Genomic DNA, 18,416 nt, shown 5'->3' with positions numbered 1-18,416 from the left:
TGATCCTGCGTGATCCTCGGTGCTCGTGGCCCCCTCATGCTCCGTTCTTGCGGACCGCCCGCAGCCACTCGCGGTTCATGGCGGCGATGGACGGCAGCGGGATGCCCTTGGGGCAGGCCGTGGCGCACTCCCCGGTGAGGGTGCAGCCGCCGAAACCCTCGCCGTCCATCTGGGCCACCATGTCCAGTACGCGGGTCTCCCGCTCGGGCGAGCCCTGCGGCAGCACGTTGAGGTGGTTGACCTTGGCGGAGGTGAAGAGCATCGCGGAACCGTTGGGGCAGGCCGCCACGCAGGCCCCGCAGCCGATGCACTCGGCGTGCTCGAACGCGAAGTCGGCGTCGGCCTTGGGCACGGCGGTGGCGTGCGCCTCGGGGGCCGATCCGGTCGGGGCGGTGACGTAACCACCTGCCTGGATGATCCGGTCGAAGGCGCTGCGGTCCACGACGAGGTCCTTGACCACGGGGAAGGCGGCGGCCCGCCAGGGCTCGACGTCGATGGTGTCGCCGTCGGCGAAGGACCGCATGTGGAGCTGGCAGGTGGTGGTGCGCTCGGGACCGTGGGCATCGCCGTTGATCACGAGGCTGCACGCGCCGCAGATGCCCTCGCGGCAGTCGTGGTCGAAGGCGACCGGGTCCTCGCCGCGCAGGATGAGGTCCTCGTTGAGGGTGTCGAGCATCTCCAGGAACGACATGTCGCGGGATATGCCGTCGACCTCGTACGTGACCATGGCGCCGGGGGTGTCGGGGTTCTGCTGGCGCCAGACGCGCAGGTTGAGCCTCATGCGTAGCTCCGCTGGGTGGGGTGGACGTACTCGAAGACGAGGTCTTCCTTGTGCAGGACGGGGGCCGCGCCGGTGCCCTGGTACTGCCAGGCGGCGACGTAGCCGAACTCCTCGTCGCGGCGGGCGGCCTCGCCGTCGGGGGTCTGGGACTCCTCGCGGAAGTGGCCGCCGCAGGACTCGGCGCGGTGCAGGGCGTCGAGGCACATCAGCTCGGCGAGCTCCAGGTAGTCGACGATGCGGTTGGCCTTCTCGAGGGACTGGTTGAACTCCTCGCCGCTGCCCGGGACCTTGATCCGCTTCCAGAACTCCTCGCGGATGTGCGGGATCCGGTCCAGCGCCTTGCGCAGGCCCTCCTCGGTGCGGGACATGCCGCAGTACTCCCACATGAGCTCGCCGATCTCGCGGTGGAAGGAGTCGGGGGTGCGGTCGCCGTCGACGGCGAGCAGCTTGGCGAGGCAGTCGCGGGTCTCGCGGATCGCGGCCGCGGCCTCGGGGTGGCCGTCGTCGACGGCTTCCCGGTGCGGGTGGCGGGCCAGGTAGTCGTTGATGGTGGAGGGGAGGACGAAGTAGCCGTCGCCCAGGCCCTGCATCAGGGCGGAGGCGCCGAGGCGGTTGGCCCCGTGGTCGGAGAAGTTGGCCTCGCCGATCGCGAAGAGGCCGGGGACGGTGGTCTGGAGGTCGTAGTCGACCCACAGTCCGCCCATCGTGTAGTGCACGGCGGGGTAGATCCGCATGGGAACCTCGTACGGGTTCTCCGCGGTGATCCGCTCGTACATCTCGAAGAGGTTGCCGTACTTCTCGGCGACCTTGTCCCGGCCCATACGGCGGATGGCGTCGGCGAAGTCGAGGTAGACGCCCTGGCCGCCGGGGCCGACGCCGCGGCCCTCGTCGCAGACGTTCTTGGCGGCGCGGGAGGCGATGTCGCGGGGCACGAGGTTGCCGAAGGAGGGGTAGATCCGCTCCAGGTAGTAGTCGCGCTCCGCCTCGGGGATCTCGGCGGCGGGGCGGGTGTCGCCCTGGGCCTTGGGGACCCAGATGCGGCCGTCGTTGCGCAGGGACTCGCTCATCAGCGTGAGCTTGGACTGGTGGTCGCCGGTGCGCGGGATGCAGGTGGGGTGGATCTGGGTGAAGCAGGGATTGGCGAAGTACGCGCCGCGCCGGTGCGCCCGCCAGATGGCGGTCGCGTTGGAGTTCATGGCGTTGGTGGAGAGGTAGAAGACGTTGCCGTAGCCGCCGCTGGCCAGGACGACGGCGTCGGCGTAGTACGTGTCGATGCTGCCGGTGACCAGGTCGCGGGCGACGATGCCGCGGGCCACGCCGTCGACCGTGATCAGGTCGAGCATCTCGGTGCGGGCGTGCATCTCGACGTTGCCGGCGGCGATCTGCCGGGACAGCGCCTGGTAGGCGCCGAGGAGGAGCTGCTGGCCCGTCTGGCCGCGGGCGTAAAAGGTACGGGAGACCTGGACGCCGCCGAAGGAGCGGGTGTCGAGGAGGCCGCCGTACTCGCGGGCGAAGGGGACGCCCTGGGCCACGCACTGGTCGATGATCTCGACGGAGATCTGGGCGAGGCGGTGGACGTTGGACTCGCGGGCGCGGAAGTCGCCGCCCTTGACGGTGTCGTAGAAGAGGCGGTGCACCGAGTCGCCGTCGTTGCGGTAGTTCTTGGCAGCGTTGATGCCGCCCTGCGCGGCGATGGAGTGGGCCCGGCGCGGGGAGTCGGAAAAGCAGAACTGGACGACGTGGTAGCCCTGTTCGGCGAGGGTCGCGCCGGCCGCCCCGCCGGCCAGGCCGGTACCTACGACGATCACGGTGTGCTTGCGGCGGTTGGCCGGGTTGACGAGCTTGGCCTCGAAGCGGCGGCGGTCCCAGCGTTCGGCGATGGGGCCTGCGGGGGCCTTGGTGTCGGCGATCGGCTCGCCGGTGCCGTAGCGGGTGTAGTCGGTGTGGGCGTAGGCGTTGCTCATGTCAGCTCACCACTCCGGTCATGACGGCGACGGGTACGGAGACGAAGCCCGCGAAGAGGACGAGGGCCAGGGCGTTGGCGAGGAGCTTCAGTGCCCGGTCGCGGCGGGCGTTGCCCGCGCCGAGGGTCTGGGCGGCGCTCCAGAAGCCGTGCCGGACGTGCATCGCGAGGGCGGCCATCGCCACGATGTAGATGCTGTTCCCGTACCAGGTGGAGAAGGTGGCGAGGACGTTCTCGTAGGGGTGGCCGGCCCATGCGCGCTCGTTGACGGTGAGCGTGGTGAGGTCGAGCAGGTGCCAGACGATGAACAGGGCGAGTATGACACCGCCCCAGCGCATGGTGCGCGTGGCGTAGCTCGCTCGGCGGCGCTTGTGGGCGTACCTGACCGGGCGGGCCCTGATGTCGCGGCGGCTGAGCTGGTACGCGGACACGGCGTGTGCGACGACGGCGGCGAGCAGGATGACGCGGGCCGCCCACAGGCCCCAGTGGCTGTGCAGGAAGGGCTCGCCCATGTGGCGGAGCCAGTGCGCGTACCCGTTGAAATCCCCCGGTCCAAAGAAGATCTTGAGGTTGCCGATCATGTGGACGACCAGGTATCCGAGCATGATCAGCCCGGACACCGCCATCACGGACTTCTTGCCGACGGTGGAGTCCCAGAGCGTTCGCGTGGTGGACGGCCGTCGGCCCGTCCGCGTTGCCAGAGCCATGTCACAGACGGTAAGGACCGAAGTCCCGAGAGGTCCAAGACATGATGGCGCTGATCTCGATAGGGGATCGCTATGTAGGGCGTAGCCTGGGGTGATGCAGTTCCAGCAGCTCCTGTACTTCGTGGCCGTCGCCGAGACCCGGCACTTCACCCGGGCCGCGGAGCGGGTGCACGTCGCCCAGCCGTCGCTCTCGCAGCAGATCAAGGCGCTCGAACGGGAGCTGGGGGCGGAGCTCTTCAGCCGGGCGCGGGGCAACATCGCGCTCACCGACGCCGGCGAGGCGCTCCTGCCGCTGGCCCGGCGGATCCTGGCCGACGCGGACACCGCGCGGCTCGAGGTGCAGGAACTGGCGCAGCTGCGGCGCGGGCGGGTCCGGCTGGGGGCCACGCCGAGCGTGTGCACGGGCCTGCTGCCGCATGTGCTCCGGGCCTTCCACACCGCCCATCCGGGGATCGAGCTGCTGATCGAGGAGAGCGGTTCGCTGGACCTCGTACGGGAACTCGCGCGCGGGGCCCTGGACTTGGCGCTGATCGCGCTGCCGCTGCCGCCTTCGGCTCCGGCCCTGACCACGGTGGAGCTTCTGACGGAGGACCTGGTGGTGGTCTCCTCGGCGGGACTGCCGCCTCCGGCGGGCGGCGGCCCGCTCACGGTGTCCGCGCTGCGCGACGAGCCGATGGTGATGTTCCGCCACGGCTACGACCTGCGGGACCTGACGGTGGCCGCCTGCAGGGCGGAGGGCTTCGAGCCCGTGTTCACGGTGGAGGGCGGGGAGATGGACGCGATCCTGGGCTTCGTCCGCGCCGGGCTCGGCGTCGCGGTGGTCCCGGCGATGGTCGTCGACCACGCCGGCCCGGGGCTGCGCGCCACCCCTCTGGCGGGCTCTCCACTGCGCCGCACGATCGCCCTGGCCCACCGCACGGACGTCGCTCCCCCACGCGCGGCCCGCGAGCTGAAGCGCATCCTGCTGGGCTGAGCCCGCCGCGCCTCGCCCAGGGCGGAGTGCGGCCCTCCGTCAGGGCCGCGCCGGGGCCATGGGGAGGGCTTCGTCGAGGCCGTCGGCCAGCATCGCGAAGGCCTGGTCGGCATCGGCCACGGCGGCCGGCTGGGCCTCGTCGGCGCTCTGACCCGCCTCCATGCGGCGATAGTTCTCCCGGCCCAGCTCGTGGCGGACCGCCACCAGGTGCACCGCCGCCAGCCGGGCGATGAGCGGCGGGGCCGACTCCGCCTCGAGCACGGCGGCGAGCAGTTCCACCTCACGGTCGGTGTAGTGAGCCATCCGGCTCTCCAGGCTGGCGGTGGAGTAGAGCAGCCGCTGGAAGGCGACCACCCCGGGGTGGTCGCACAGCCCCGTGATCGGGTCCCGTTCGGCGAGGGCCGCCAGGAAGTGCGCACGCACCGCGCCCACCGGCGTCTGGCCGGCAGGGCGCTCGCGCACGATGCGCGCCGCCTCGTCCTGATGGTCGGCGAACCGGTCGAGCACCAGGTCCTCCTTGCTCGGGAAGTACCGGAAGAGGGTGGGCTTGGAGACCTCGGCCGCGGCGGCGACATCCGCCACCGACACGGCATCGAAGCCCCGCTCCAGGAAGAGTTCCAGCGCCGTGGCCGCCAGCTGGCGACGCGTACGGAGCTTCTTGTTCTCGCGCAGACCCGTCGTGTTCTCCATGCGCACAGCGTACCACCATGCGTGACCCGGTAACTTTCTTAACCGGGTTGCATTTTCGGGCGGGAGCCGCTTTCCTTGAGACATCGATGAGCACATCGACACACATCGATGAGGAGAGGACATCCGATGACCGACGTACTGATCGTGGGCTCCGGCCCCACGGGACTGACCCTGGCTTGTGAACTCGCCCTGGGCGGAGCCTCCTCCGTCCGCGTCATCGAGGGACGCGCCGCACCGCACCGCGAGTCCCGTGGCAAGGGGCTCTGGCCGAGCAGCCTCGACGTCTTGGAGGGGCTCGGCGTGGCCGAGTCCCTGACGGCCGTCGGCAACAGGGAGGTGGTCCTGCGCAAGTACTTCGACGGAGCGCACGTCAACGACACCCCCATGCCCGGCAGCGGCCTGCTGATAGGGCAGTGGCAGATCCAGGAGGCGCTGCGCGACCGGCTCGCCGGCCTGGGAGTACAGGTCGAGTACGGCTCCCGGCTCGCCGGGATCAGCCAGGACGCGGCCGGGGTCCGCGCGGAGCTGGCGGACGGCACCGTGATCGGGGCCCGCTATCTCGCCGGGTGCGACGGCGGGCGCAGCACCACCCGCAAGCTCCTCGGCATCCCCTTCGAGGGCAGTGGGGAGGAGGAGCCCGCGATGGTCATCGGGGACGTCCGGGCCCCAGGGCTCAGCCGGGACTTCTGGCACCAGTGGTTCACCTCGGAAGGCGGCGGGATACTGCTCTGCCCGATGCCGGGCACGGACACCTTCCAGCTGCAGGCCTCACCCGAGCAGGACGAGCAGGGCGGACTGCTGCCGCCCTCGCTGGAAAGTTTCCAGCGACTGTTCGACCGCCATGCCCGGATGCCGGGGATCCGGCTCGCGGATGCCACCTGGCTCTCCGCCTGGCGGGTCAACGTCCGCATGGCCACCCGGATACGGGAGGGCCGGGTGTTCCTCGCCGGGGACGCCGCGCACGTCCACCCCATAGCCGGCGGGCTCGGCATGAACACCGGTATCCAGGACGCGGCCGCCCTCGGCCGGACGCTGGCCGCGGCCCTGGCCGGGCGGGCCGGTGCGGAGGTGCTCGACGCGTACGAGACGGAGCGGCTTGCGGTGGCCGCCGAGGTCCTGGCCGACACGTCACGGCGGTACGAGCGGGTCGTGGCTGCCGTCCGGACTCCCGGCCGGGGAACGGAGGCCGGCCTGGACTGACCGGCCCGGCCGGGCCGCCGTCGGCCGCGGCGGGCTCCGGATCCGGCCGTGCGGCGCGGTGGCGTCAGGAGGGTGTGGGCACGGCGTCCGACAGTGAGAGGGTATGGATGCGGTCGGGGGCGCCGGGGCGGGCGTAGTACCAGCCCTGGGCGGTGTCGCAGCCGAGTTCGCGCAGCTGGGCGGCCTGGGCTCCGGTCTCCACGCCCTCGACCGTGACGGCGAGTTCGAGGCTGTGGGCCAGCGCGACGATGCCTTCCACGATCTTGACATCGACCGGGTTGGCGGGCTGCTGCTGCATCCCCTTGGTGAAGGAGCGGTCCAGCTTCAGGACGCTGACCGGGAGGCGGCGCAGGTTCGCCAGGTTCGAGTAGCCCGTGCCGAAGTCGTCGAGCGCGATGTCCACGCCGAGGGCGGCGAGCCGGCGCAGGGGCTCCAGGAGTTCGTCGTCGGCGCCGATCAGAGCCGATTCGGTGACCTCCAGGCACAGAGCACCCGGGGCGAGGCCCGAGTTCTCCAGCACCGCGACGGTGTCGGCGACCAGGCCGGGGTGGTGCAGCTGGGTCGGCGAGAGGTTGACGTTGATCCGCAGGGCCGAGCCGCCGTGCTGGCGCTGCCAGTTGCGGGCCTGGCGGACGGCCTCCTCCAGGACCCAGCGGCCGAGCGGAACGATCAGCCCGGTCCGTTCGGCGAGCGGGATGAAGCGGTCCGGCCCGAGTACCCCGTACTGCGGGTGCGACCAGCGCACCAGCGCCTCGGCGCCATGGACGCTGCCGTCGTGCATGTGGACCAGCGGCTGGTACTCGATGAAGAACTCGCCGCGTTCCAGCGCCGCCGGGAGGGCGTTGGTGAGGCCGTGCCGGGTGATGGCGCGGGCGTCGGCCTCGGCGTCGGCGAACTCGAAGCGGTTGCCGCCGGCCGCCTTGGCCCGGTACATGGTGATGTCGGCGCTGCGCAGCACCTCCGCCGGGGTCCGCTCCCGGGCCGGGCCCTCCACGATGCCGATGCTGCCGCGGACCGACAGCTCGCGGCCCTCGATCCGGATGGGCACCGACAGGGCGGACAGGATCCGGACGGCGAGTTCGGTCACCTCCTCCTCGGTGTCCGAGCCGGTCGTCAGCGCCACGAACTCGTCGCCGCCGAGTCGGGCGACGACCTCGCCGGGGCCCGTCGCGCAGCTCTGCAGCCGGTCGGCGACCTCCACCAGGAGCCGGTCGCCCGCCGAGTGGCCGAGGCTGTCGTTGACCGCCTTGAACCCGTCGAGGTCCAGGTAGCACAGGCCGAAGCGGCTGCCGCCGGCCCCGCTCAGGGCCTTCTCCAGGCGTTCGAAGAACAGCGTCCGGTTCGGCAGTCCGGTCAGGGCGTCATGGGTGGCCTCGTAGCGGAGCCGCAGGTTCAGCAGCCGCCGCTCGGTGGTGTCCTCCATCAGCGCCAGCTGGTACTGCGGCACGCCCTCGGCGTCGCGCAGCAGCGACACGGTCAGGTTGGTCCACAGCACGGTCCCGTCGTGGCGGTAGTACGGCTTCTCGACGCGGTAACTCTCGCGCTCTCCACGCACGAGTTCCCCGTACATCCGCCAGACGTGCGGGGCGTCGTCGGGGTGACCCCACTCGCTGACGTTGCGGCCCCGGACGTGCCCGCCCATCCCGCCGAACATCTGCAGCAGCGCGTCGTTGACCTCGAGGACGTTGCCCTGAAGGTCGGCTATGCCGATGCCGATGGCCGCGCCCTCGAAGACCGCCTTGAAGCGCTCCTCGCTCGCGTGCAGGGCCTGCTGGGCGTCGATGCGGGCCGTCAGCGCGGAGCGGGCGATGGCCTCCTGCTCCTTGAGGGTCCGCTCGCGCAGCGCGCGGGCGAAGCCCGCCGCGATCCCGTGCTGCAGCCGGGCGCAGCGGGACCGGTACTCCTCGGTGCCCTCCACGCCCACGCCGTCAGGTCCGCAGTACAGCACGAGGTACGACTCGACCACGCCGAGCGTACCGGCCAGCGCCTCGGGGTCGGTGCAGTGCACGGCGACGAGTTCGGCCCCCACGCGCTGGGCGACGCCCGCGTCGAAGGGCCGGGCGTGCAGGGCCTCGGCAAGGGTTCTGGCCAGCGGAATGAGGTGCTGCTCGAACTCGACGCGGGTCAGCGAGGTCGCCGTGACGGGGAAGATCGCCCGTCCCCAGATGGTCGCGAAGCGCCCGATCCGGTCCTCCAGCCCGCTCCGCAGGGCGGCGGGACCGGCCGACAGGCCCGCCGGAGCCGACGGGCCCGTGGACGCGGACGGAGGCTCTGCCCCCTGCGCGGGCCCGGCGGCCTGCGCGGGTTCTGCCTTCTTCGGGGTCGGTGTGCCGGAAGGCACCGCGGCCGGGGATCTCACGCCTTGCGTCCCACTCCGCCGAAGCCCGAGAACGCGTACGGGTCCTCGGGCGCCTCGCCGTCCTCCGGGTCCTCGGTGCCCTCGGCCTGCCACAGCGGCATCGACACGACACCGGGATCGACCAGTTCGAACCCGTCGAAGAAGCGGGTGATCTGCTCACCGCTGCGCATGACGAGCGGGTTGCGGATGTCCCGGTAGACGCCGACCATCCCGCCCGCGACCTCCTGGGAGAGCGGGATGCCCTCGTAGGAGGCGTGGGTGAGCACCAGGAGGCTGCCGGGGGCCAGTGCGTCGCGCAGTTCGGCGACGGCGGCGTACGGGTCGTCCGCGTCCTCCAGGAAGTGCAGGACGGCGACGAGCAGCAGGGCGACCGGGCGTTCGAGGTCAAGCAGCTGCCCGACCTCGGGGGCGGCGAGAACGTCCCGCGGCTTGCGCAGGTCGGCGGCGACGATGGCGGTGCGGTCGTCGCCGGCCAGGACGGCGCGGCTGTGTGCGACGGCGACCGGGTCGTGGTCCACGTAGACCACGCGGGCCTCGGGGCTGGCGGCCTGGGCGATCTCGTGGACGTTGCCGAAGGTCGGGATGCCGGAGCCGATGTCGAGGAACTGGGTGACGCCCTGGGCCACGGCGTAGCGGACGGCACGGCGCATGAAGGCGCGGTTGGCCTGCATGATCTTGGGCAGGCCCGGCAGGAACTCCATGGCGCGGCGGGCGGCCTGGCGGTCGACCTCGAAGTTGTGGGAGCCGCCCAGGTAGTAGTCGTAGATGCGGGACACGCTCGGCACCGATATGTCGATACCTGGCGGGGCCCAGGCGGGGCGCTCCATCGGGGTCTCCAAGCCGTAGTCCTGCGCGGTCGTCCGGGGTCGGACGCCTGTCCGAGCCGAATGTACTGATCATTGCCCAACGGAGCGAGCAAAAGCGGAAATTGGTGATCCGTTCTTCATCACACACCAAAGGCCTCGACGGCCTCTCCCGCAGCGAATGACCGAAACCGACAAGTCGCTTATGAGAATGCACAGGTACGTGACCGGACTGGATCGTTCCGTGGCTCAAACCTCTACGGTCTGCGCTCCACCCGTTCAGGCGAACCATGGCCGGGCCCCGCGTGCGCGAGCGCACGTGAGCCCATGCTCCCCGGGTGAACAGAGCCTGTACCAGACGCCTGCTGGCGGTCCCGGTCCTGCTGTGGGCGGCGTTGTCCGCCACGCCGGCCGTGGCTGATAGCTGCGCCTACGCCACGATCGGCACCGGAGACGGCGCGGCCGCCCTCCGGCTGGTCGCGGCCGCCGGAAGCAGTGCGGCCGCGAGCGGCCGGGGTGGCGGACATCACGGCGACGGGCCTCCCGGCGGCCAGGGCGGCGGCCGCGGCAACGGGCACGGCAACGGCCACGGCGGCCACAGCGGCCACCACGGCGGCGGCGGACACGGCGGCCACGGGCGGCACCATTGCCCGCCGCCGCCTCCCCCTCCGTGCCCGCCGAAGCCGACCCCCACGCCGACCCCCACGCCGCCGCCGACCCCACCGCCGCCCCCGGTGCCGAAGCCGCCCCCGAAGCCGGCTCCGCCGCCCGCGCCGCCTCCTCCGCCTGCCCCGAAGCCCGCTCCCCCGCCGCCGCCCGCTCCGCAGGCGAAGCCGAAGCCGCCCGCGCCGGCCCCGCCGAAGCCGGTACCGCCCCCGCCGCTCGAGGTGGAGGCGCCGGCCCCCGCAGTGACGCCCCCGGCCCCGCCCCCGAAGAAGCCGGTGGCCAGGCCGGCCTACCGCACGGCGGCCGCCAAACGGCCCGAGCACCACATCTCACCGGTGACCTTCACCTTGATGACCGCGGCTCCCGCGGTGCTCGCGATCGTCGCGCTGCGCCCGCGCTAGGGGGTGTCGTCGAAGTAACTTCGTCCGCCCGCGGGGGCGGCCTGGGGGCACCTCCCAGCGCTAGCTGGGGGAGGGACTTTGACGACACTCCCCGGACCCACCCGCTACCCACCTCGTGACCGATCGGGAGTCATCTTGTCGGAATGGCTCGTCCTGTCCCTCGCGATGGCCGCGGCCTGCGCCGTGGTGCTGTCCATCGCCTTCTTCAACCACCGCCGGATCGGCGACGACGACGATCCCAACGAGACCCCGGACGTCATCGAGTACATGACCATGATGATCGGGGTGATCTACGCGATCGTGCTGGGCCTGGCGATCGCCGGCGTCTGGGAGGGCCGCGGGGCCGCCCAGGAGTACGTCCGCCAGGAGGCCCAGGCCCTGCACGAGATCAGCGTCCGCTCCGAGGTCTATCCGGCCGAGGTGCGCAAGAAGATCAGGTCCGACGTCGACGCGTACGTGACGTACGTGGTGGACACGGAGTGGAAGGAGATGGCCGACAACGGCAATCTCGCCGACCGCAGCGGGGAACTGCTGGACCGCATCCGCCGGGACGTCACGGACTACGAACCGCAGACCGACCACGAGGGGCAGGCGTACCAGCCGCTGGTGGACCAGGTCGCCCTGGTGGACGACGCGCGCAGCGCCCGCGGCCAGAGCGCGGGGGCGACGATGCCGGGGGTCGTGTGGTTCGGGCTGATCGCCGGCGCGCTGGTGACGGTGGGCCTGGTCTTCACCCTGCAGATCCGCCGCTCGTTCCGGGAGCTTCTGCTGGCGGGGCTGTTCAGCGCTCTGATCGCCTTCCTGCTGTTCCTGATCTGGGACTTCGACGCGCCGTTCGGGCGGGGCATCGCGGCGACCGCCGAGCCCTTCCTTGCACAGTTCCCGCATCTGGGACTCGGCGACTGAGACGACCGGGGCATCGGCGGCCCCGGGGGCCCGAGGGGGGGCACCGGCGTGCCCCCGCAGCCGCCCGGCAAACCGGGGACGGGCCTCCCGTCCCCGGTTCGGCCCATCCCCGTGCCCCATTCGCCCGTTCCTGATCGCGGGTCACCGTGGCCGCGCCTAGCGTGGCGGGCATCGAGGCGCACGACCCCCCACGTGCGGAAACCGTTCCGCGGCTGCTCCTCGGGGATCCGGAGAACAACCATGGGTGCGATACGTACCAACGCCACAGCCCTGCTGAGCGCCGGCGCCACGGGCGCCGTCCTCGCGCTCGGCGTCCTCGGCGCGCCCTCCGCGACCGCGGCCGAGGCCCAGCCCATCACCTCGTTCGGCTTCGCCATCACCCCGTCGACGGTCGCCCCGGGCGGCCAGACGGTGCTCTCGGTCACCGGCTGCAACGCCGCCTATGCCACCGCTTCCTCCGGGGTCTTCGACACCGTGAGCATCGCGCGCGGCCAGACCGCGCGCGTGACCGTCGACCGCGACGCCCGGCGCGGAGCCGTGTACTCCGTGTCCTTCACCTGCAACGGGGAGACCGGTTCGGCCGACCTCACCATCACCGGCGGTACCACCCGGCCCACCACCAGTTCCACGTCGACGGCCACTGCGAGGGCCAACACGACCGTCACCTCCACCTCCACCGGCGGCGCCTCCCTCGGCGTCCGCGGCGGCCTGGGCGGCAGTGTGGCCGGGATGGATCCCCGGGAGCTCGGCGCGGGCGCCGGGCTCTTCCTCGCGGCCGCCGGCGGTACGGCGTACGCGCTCCGACGCCGCCGTGCCGCACGCGGCCACTGAGCGCCCCCGGCCGCGCCCCGCACCACATCTGAGCGTCCCCGGCAGTGCACCCCCGCACCACACCACCACAGAGCACCGACCGCCGGTCGCCCCGAGTCCTGGCCGAGGATTCGGGGCGACCGGCGGTTCCCGGGCCGCGGCCGGGGCGGCCGCGCCGTCAGGCCCGCCCGCGGAGGGGACGGCGCCGGCGCATCACGTGGACGCCCGCGCCCAGCGCCGAAGCGCCGACGAGGCTCGCCCCGATGGCGGTCTCGGCGGTGGACGGGCCGAACGAGCCGCCGATACCGCCCTGTGCGCCGTTGCCCCGGAGGATCGTGAACCGGTGCGTGGCGACCAGGCTGTTGTCGTGGCACTTGACCGACAGCGTGTGGTTGCCGGGCGTGGCGTGGTTGAAGATCCGGACGGTGGCGAACCCGATGGAGCCGGCCGAGAGGTTCGCCTGGGGAAAGTTGCCGGCCGACCAGACGGTGCCGCCGTGGCGGCAGCCGGCCGCGCTGACCTGCATCGTCGATCCCTGGTGCACGGAGTACGGGTTGACGGTGACATTGCTCGGTCCGTTGCCGGTGTTGCCCCCGTTGCCGCCCTGGCCCGACGGGGATCCGCCCAGCGGGTCCGACGGGTTCGCGGCGGCGAACGGGGTACTGAGCCCGACGGCGACGAAGGCCGCCGCGGCCACGGTGAGGGCGCGGAGAACACGCATGGTGGAACCTCCAGCGGGAAGCGCCCCGGAGCGGTCGCCCGGGAAGATCGACGAGAACGCCTCCCACGACGAACCCTCGGGGCGGCTCGCAACCAGCGCATTTCCGGCTTTGGGCCGCAAGGTTGAGCGACACGCCGAGGCGCGCGCGGCCCGGCTGACGGAGCCGCAGGTCACGACCCGTCAGGCATTTATGTGACGAATACCTGGATGGGCGCACCCCTTCCGGCCCCGCCACCCGTTCGCCCTTCACCGATCGCCGTCTTGCGCAGGCAGCCTTAGCGTGCCTGGAGAAGGGCGTACAGGGGTGGGACAAGAACGCGGGTCGGGACCCCCGCGTCGGGAAGGGAGAGCCATGACCGAGGACGAGAGCGAGCAGCCACCGAGAAGACGATCCCCCTGGGGCGTGCTCGCACTGGTCATGCTCAGCGGCCTCGCCATGATGCGCAACGGGGCGGAGGTCGGCGACGGGCCGCCGCAGCCGACGGCCGCCGCCGCGGTCGGGGTGCCTGCCGAGCAGCTGCCGGCGTATCCGCCGGGGCAGGGCGAGCAGCCCATGCAGCACCAGCCCGCGCCGCCGGTGGAGGTGGAGCCGCTCGAGCACTCGTCGGTCCAGCGCATCCGGATCCCCGACATCCGGGTGGACGCGCCGACGATGACGGTCGGGCTGGACCGGCAGGGCTGGATCGAGGCCCCGCCGCCGCAGGACCCGAATCTGGCCGGCTGGTACCTGAACGGCATCTCGCCGGGCCAGCGCGGCTCGGCGGTGATCGTGGGCCACGTCGACAACGCACGCGGCCCGGCGGTCTTCTACGGCCTGGGTTCGCTGCACAAGGGCAACCACATCGAGGTGGAGCGGTACGACGGACGCACGGCGGTGTTCGAGGTGTACGGGGTGGAGGTGTTCTCGAAGGAGACCTTCCCCGGGGCCCGGGTGTACGGGGACACCGGGCACGCGGAGCTCCGGGTGATCACCTGCGGCGGCGGCTACTCCAAGGCGCGGGGCTACGACGGCAACGTCGTCGTCTTCGCCCGGATGGTGGCGACGCGCTGAGGGGCTTGCGCACCGCCCCGCCGGACGGCCCGGGGCCCGGACCGCCGGGGAGAGGCGCCCTCAGCGGGGCGGCAGCGCCGGCAGCGTCATCCGGTAGCCCCGGGCGAGGAGTTGGGGCAGGTAGGTGCTCACCGCCTGGACACTCTGCGAGCGGTCGCCGCCCGCGTCGTGGTTCAGCACGATCACGCCGGGCGCCGCGCCCTTGAGGACGCGCGAGACGATCGTCGTGGTGCCCGGCTCCTTCCAGTCCAGCGTGTCCACGGTCCAGGCGAGCGGTTCCATGCCGAGCTCGGCCCCGATCTCGAACGCGGCCCGGTTCCACGCCCCGTACGGCGCCCGGAACCACAGGGGCGCCTCCCCCACCGCCTGTTGTACGACCTCGCTGGTGCGGGCGATCTCGGAGGCGAGGTCGGGCCGGCTGAGCGTGGGGATGAGCGGATGGGTCCAGGTGTGGTTGCCGATGACGTGGCCCTCGGCGCTCATCCGGCGCAGCAGGTCCCGGTTGTCGGTGGCCATCTCCCCGCAGACGAAGAACATGGCGCGGACGCCGTACCGGGAGAGGGTGTCCAGGATGGCGGGGGTGTAGCGGGGGTCGGGCCCGTCGTCGAAGGTGAGCACCATGGCGCCGGCCGTGCTCGCGTCGGGGGGCAGTTCCAGGATGGGCCGGGTCCGTACGGCGGGCTTCGCGGCGGGCGGGCGCAGTGGGGTCTCGGAGGTCATGGGGCTCAGCCGGTACGCGGCCTGCCCGGGCGCCTGGGGCTGCAGGGCGCGGACTCCGCCCGGTCCGGCGGCTCCGCCGGGTCCCGGCTGTCCGACGGCCGGGCCGCCGACGGGGCCGGCTCCGAGGCCTGCGCCCGGGTCGCCGCCCGCCGTGTTCTGTCCGGGTGCTCCGGTCTCGCCGCCGGTGAGGAGTCCGGAGGCGGCGGCGACTCCGAGGAAGACGGCGGTACGCAGGAGCATGCGTCGCCCTACTGTCAGCTCGTCATTTTTCATTATTACTACGTATCAACGACATCCCGGCAGATGTCGAGAGGCGCGAACGCGCGGACTTCCCCTCACCCGATCAGCCGCGCCTCACCAGGGGGAACGGCAGCGTCTCGCGGATCGTCAGGCCCGTGAGGAACATGACCAGCCGGTCGACGCCGATGCCCAGACCACCGGTCGGCGGCATGGCGTACTCCAGGGCGTCCAGGAAGTCGTTGTCGAGTTCCATCGCCTCCGGGTCGCCGCCCGCCGCGAGCAGCGACTGGGCGGTGAGCCGGCGCCGCTGCTCCACCGGGTCGGTGAGCTCGGAGTACGCGGTGCCCAGTTCCGTCCCGAACGCCACCAGGTCCCAGCGCTCGGCGAGGCGCGGGTCCTTGCGGTGCTGCCGGGTGAGGGGGGAGACGTCGGTGGGGAAGTCCTTGTAGAAGGTCGGCAGCTTGGTCTTCTCCTCCACCAGCCGCTCGTACATCTCCAGCACCACGTCGCCGCGGGTGTCCTCACGCGCGTGCGGTACGCCGGCCCGGTCGCAGAACCGGCGCAGCACGGGTTCTTCGGTGTCGGCGTCGACCTCCTCGCCGAGCGCCTCGCTGATCGCCCCGTACATCGTCTTGACCGGCCAGATCCCGGAGATGTCGTGGACGACGAGCTGTCCGTCCGGGCCGGCCTTGTGGGCGATCGGCGAGCCGAAGGCGGCGGTCGCGGCGCCCTGGATCAGCTCGCGCGTGAGGTCGAGCATCACGTCGTAGTCGGCGAAGGCCTGGTAGGCCTCCAGCATCGTGAACTCGGGGTTGTGCTTGTATGAGACGCCCTCGTTGCGGAAGGTGCGGCCCATCTCGAAGACCTTCTCCAGGCCGCCGACGCACAGCCGCTTCAGGTACAGCTCGGGTGCGATGCGCAGGTACAGGTCGAGGTCGTAGGCGTTGATGTGGGTCCGGAAGGGCCGGGCGTTGGCCCCGCCGTGGATCTGCTGGAGCATCGGGGTCTCGACCTCGAGGTAGCCGCGGTCCAGCAGCCCCTGGCGCAGTGCCTGGACGGCCGAGGAGCGGGCCCGTACGACGTCCCGCGCCTCGGGGCTCGCGACGAGGTCGAGGTAGCGGCGCCGGACGCGGGCCTCGGGGTCGGCGAGGCCCTTGCGCTTGTCGGGCAGCGGGCGCAGGCATTTGCCGGTGAGCTGCCAGGAGGAGACCACGAGGGAGGGCTCGCCGCTGCGGCTGGCGCCGATCTCGCCGCTCGCCACCACGTGGTCGCCGAAGTCGACCTGGGAGGTGAAGGAGTCCAGTACGCCGGCGCCGCCCTCGTCGCGGGTGAACATCAGCTGTATGTCCCCGGACCAGTCGCGCAGGACGGCGAAGACCACGCCGCCGAGGTCGCGTACGAGCATCACGCGGCCGGCGAGCGTGGCCTGCTCCCCGGAGCGGGCTCCGGGCGGGTGGTCCGGGTGGGCGGCCAGCAGATCGGCCACGGTGTGGGTGCGCTCGCGGATGCCGACCGGGTACGGGTCGGTGCCGGCCGCCCGGATCCGCTCCATCTTGTCGTGCCGGACCCGGACCTGGTCGGGCAGCCGCGCGGCGCCTGCGGCCTCCTGCCCCACGAGGTCCAGGCCGAGGGCGTCGAGCGGGGGCAGCCCCTCGGTGGAGGCGGGCGCGGTGAGCCCCCTGGTGTGCGCGTTGCCCCAGAGTTTGCGCAGGCTGGGTACGGAGACGAAGCCCTCGGCGATGCCGGAGGCGAGGCTGACCCGGGCCAGCGAGCCGGCGTCCTGGTAGCAGAGGAACCGCGGGTACCACTCGGGCCCGTACTTGACGTTCGAGCGGTACAGGGCCTCCAGCTGCCACCAGCGGGAGAAGAACAGCAGCAGTTTGCGCCACAGCTTGAGGACGGGGCCGGCGCCGATCCGGCCGCCCTCCTCGAAGGCGGAGCGGAAGACGGCGAAGTTGAGGGAGATCCGGCGCACGCCGAGGCCGGGCGCGGCGGCGCACAGCTCGGCGACCATGAACTCCATGACGCCGTTGGGGGCGGTGCGGTCGCGGCGCATCAGGTCGAGGGAGATGCCGTCCTTGCCCCAGGGGACGAAGGACAGCAGGGCGATCAGGCCGCCCTGGGCGTCGAAGGCCTCGACGAGCAGGCAGTCCCCGTCGGCGGGGTCGCCGAGCCGGTCCAGGGCCATGGAGAACCCGCGCTCGGTCTCGGTGTCGCGCCAGGTGTCGGCCCGCTCGATGATCCGCTGCATCTCCTCCTCGCTGAGGGCGGAGTGGCGGCGGATGACGGTGGTGGCTCCGGTGCGCTTGACGCGGTTGACGGCCTGGCGGGTGACGCGCATGTCGCGGCCGTCGAGGTCGAAGTGGGCGACGTGGAGGATCGCCTCGTCGCCGAGCTGGAGGGCGCTCAGCCCGGAGCGGGCGTACGCCGTGGCCCCCTCCTCGGAGGCGCCCATCACGGCGGGCTGCCAGCCGTGGCGGCGGGCGACGGTGAGCCAGGCGTCGACGGCGGGGGTCCAGGCGGCGGGGTCGCCGACCGGGTCGCCGCTGGCGAGGCAGACTCCGGCCTCGACGCGGTAGGTGACGCCGGCCCGGCCGTTGGGGGCGAAGACGACGGCCTTGTCGCGGCGGGTGGCGAAGTAGCCGAGGGAGTCGCCGCGGCCGTAGGCGCCGAGCAGGGCGCGGATGCGGGGCTCCTCGTCCCCGTGCAGGGCGGCGGTCAGCCGCTGGGAGCGGAAGAGGGTCGTGGCGGCGTTCAGCAGGGCGAGGGCGCCGAAGAGGCCGAGGAAGAAGTAGAGGGGGCGGGGCGGGTGGCCGTCGAACTGGCGGGGCGAGACGAGGCCGCCGAAGACCTGCCGGGCGGCCCAGTCCAGCCACTGCTCCTTGGGCAGGGTGCCGGGGAACAGGGCGACCAGGCCCCAGCCGAGGAGCACGGCGGTGAGCAGGCCGAGGCCCAGGACGAGCAGGGCCCGCCAGAACGCGCCGGGCCGGGAGGCGGCGTAGAACTCCTTGCGGGCGGCGACCAGGACCCCGAGGGCGGCGACGGCGATGGCCATCGAGGGGCCGCCGATCCAGTAGTAGTCGTCGGCGATGATCAGGAGGTCGACCAGGACGAGCAGGGCCAGATAGGTGACGACGATCCACCAGGCGACCTTCTTGCGGGTGCCGAGGGCGGCGGCGAGCAGGAAGAGGAAGACGGCGTAGGCCAGGTTGGCGCTGACGGGCACCACGATCTCGTCGAGGAAGCGCACGATGTGCCGCAGGAGGTGCCGCAGCGTCGGGGAGAGCGCCAGTACGGCGCACAGCAGTCCGAGCGCTCCGAAGAACGCGGCGAATGCGTCGGGCACCCGGTTCAGGAAGCGGTTCCGGGTGCCCCGGGTCTCCTCCACGGTGGCACTCATGGTTCGCACTGTAGGGAGGCCGACG

Annotated in this window: 15 protein-coding genes; 6 read left to right on the top strand and 9 right to left on the bottom strand. The window is 72.2% G+C overall.

What is annotated here, in order from left to right:
- Window positions 1–34: 34 nt before the first annotated feature.
- The 3 genes from IF09_RS0130560 to IF09_RS0130550 are packed head-to-tail and all read right to left on the bottom strand — an operon-like array spanning window position 35 to window position 3,451.
- Window positions 35–781 (bottom strand): succinate dehydrogenase/fumarate reductase iron-sulfur subunit, encoded by a 747-nt coding sequence (locus IF09_RS0130560; RefSeq protein ID WP_030301212.1) that lies wholly within the window; start codon window positions 779–781, stop codon window positions 35–37.
- Window positions 778–2,745, bottom strand: coding sequence for a fumarate reductase/succinate dehydrogenase flavoprotein subunit (locus tag IF09_RS0130555; RefSeq protein ID WP_030301210.1), 1,968 nt, complete (start codon window positions 2,743–2,745; stop codon window positions 778–780). Before IF09_RS0130555 ends, IF09_RS0130560 begins: the two co-directional genes overlap by 4 nt.
- Window position 2,746: 1 nt before the next feature.
- Window positions 2,747–3,451 carry a succinate dehydrogenase cytochrome b subunit gene (locus IF09_RS0130550; protein WP_063607449.1) on the bottom strand — a complete coding sequence of 235 codons (705 nt, stop codon included), beginning with the start codon at window positions 3,449–3,451 and terminating at the stop codon, window positions 2,747–2,749.
- A 94-nt stretch (window positions 3,452–3,545) separates the two neighbouring features.
- On the opposite strand from IF09_RS0130550, the gene IF09_RS0130545 reads away from it, so the two are divergent.
- A complete protein-coding gene (locus IF09_RS0130545) occupies window positions 3,546–4,424 on the top strand; it encodes a LysR family transcriptional regulator (RefSeq protein WP_030301207.1) in 879 nt (292 codons plus the stop codon).
- Between the two features lie 39 nt (window positions 4,425–4,463).
- Here the strand turns inward: IF09_RS0130545 and IF09_RS0130540 are convergent, their stop codons facing one another.
- Window positions 4,464–5,114, bottom strand: a complete 651-nt coding sequence (locus tag IF09_RS0130540) for a TetR/AcrR family transcriptional regulator (RefSeq protein WP_030301205.1) — start codon at window positions 5,112–5,114, stop codon at window positions 4,464–4,466.
- 126 nt (window positions 5,115–5,240) lie between these two features.
- Here IF09_RS0130540 and IF09_RS0130535 point away from each other — a divergent pair, with 126 nt between their 5' ends.
- Complete coding sequence (locus tag IF09_RS0130535; protein WP_051833139.1) at window positions 5,241–6,314, top strand: FAD-dependent monooxygenase; 1,074 nt, start codon at window positions 5,241–5,243, stop codon at window positions 6,312–6,314.
- Between the two features lie 64 nt (window positions 6,315–6,378).
- Here the strand turns inward: IF09_RS0130535 and IF09_RS0130530 are convergent, their stop codons facing one another.
- Entirely contained in the window at window positions 6,379–8,544 is a 2,166-nt protein-coding gene (locus tag IF09_RS0130530) for a putative bifunctional diguanylate cyclase/phosphodiesterase (RefSeq protein WP_030301201.1), read from the bottom strand.
- 125 nt (window positions 8,545–8,669) lie between these two features.
- Window positions 8,670–9,500, bottom strand: a complete 831-nt coding sequence (locus IF09_RS0130525) for an SAM-dependent methyltransferase (protein WP_030301200.1) — start codon at window positions 9,498–9,500, stop codon at window positions 8,670–8,672.
- A gap of 314 nt (window positions 9,501–9,814) precedes the next feature.
- On the opposite strand from IF09_RS0130525, the gene IF09_RS45920 reads away from it, so the two are divergent.
- The 3 genes from IF09_RS45920 (at window position 9,815) to IF09_RS0130505 (ending at window position 12,280) form a co-directional block, all read left to right on the top strand.
- On the top strand, window positions 9,815–10,543 hold the full coding sequence (locus IF09_RS45920; RefSeq protein ID WP_158710088.1) for a hypothetical protein: 729 nt from the start codon (window positions 9,815–9,817) through the stop codon (window positions 10,541–10,543).
- Between the two features lie 135 nt (window positions 10,544–10,678).
- Window positions 10,679–11,449 (top strand): DUF4239 domain-containing protein, encoded by a 771-nt coding sequence (locus IF09_RS0130510; RefSeq protein ID WP_030301197.1) that lies wholly within the window; start codon window positions 10,679–10,681, stop codon window positions 11,447–11,449.
- Between the two features lie 240 nt (window positions 11,450–11,689).
- The gene (locus tag IF09_RS0130505; protein ID WP_030301195.1) at window positions 11,690–12,280 is read left to right on the top strand and encodes a hypothetical protein; all 591 of its coding nucleotides are present in this window, start codon (window positions 11,690–11,692) and stop codon (window positions 12,278–12,280) included.
- Between the two features lie 157 nt (window positions 12,281–12,437).
- On the opposite strand, the gene IF09_RS0130500 is transcribed toward IF09_RS0130505, so the two are convergent.
- Window positions 12,438–12,980, bottom strand: coding sequence for a hypothetical protein (locus IF09_RS0130500; RefSeq protein WP_030301193.1), 543 nt, complete (start codon window positions 12,978–12,980; stop codon window positions 12,438–12,440).
- Window positions 12,981–13,332: 352 nt separating this feature from the next.
- Between IF09_RS0130500 and IF09_RS0130495 the strand changes: the two genes are divergently transcribed.
- Complete coding sequence (locus IF09_RS0130495; RefSeq protein WP_030301190.1) at window positions 13,333–14,031, top strand: class F sortase; 699 nt, start codon at window positions 13,333–13,335, stop codon at window positions 14,029–14,031.
- Between the two features lie 60 nt (window positions 14,032–14,091).
- On the opposite strand, the gene IF09_RS0130490 is transcribed toward IF09_RS0130495, so the two are convergent.
- Entirely contained in the window at window positions 14,092–14,991 is a 900-nt protein-coding gene (locus IF09_RS0130490) for a polysaccharide deacetylase family protein (RefSeq protein ID WP_234321198.1), read from the bottom strand.
- 103 nt (window positions 14,992–15,094) lie between these two features.
- Window positions 15,095–18,391: a bifunctional lysylphosphatidylglycerol synthetase/lysine--tRNA ligase LysX gene (gene lysX, locus IF09_RS0130485; protein ID WP_030301186.1), complete on the bottom strand. Its 3,297-nt coding sequence runs from the start codon at window positions 18,389–18,391 to the stop codon at window positions 15,095–15,097.
- Window positions 18,392–18,416: the final 25 nt, after the last annotated feature.

Source organism: Streptomyces katrae (genome assembly GCF_000717655.1).
Classification (GTDB): Bacteria; Actinomycetota; Actinomycetes; order Streptomycetales; family Streptomycetaceae; genus Streptomyces; species Streptomyces katrae_B.
This window is presented reverse-complemented; position numbering and strand designations above follow the sequence as displayed.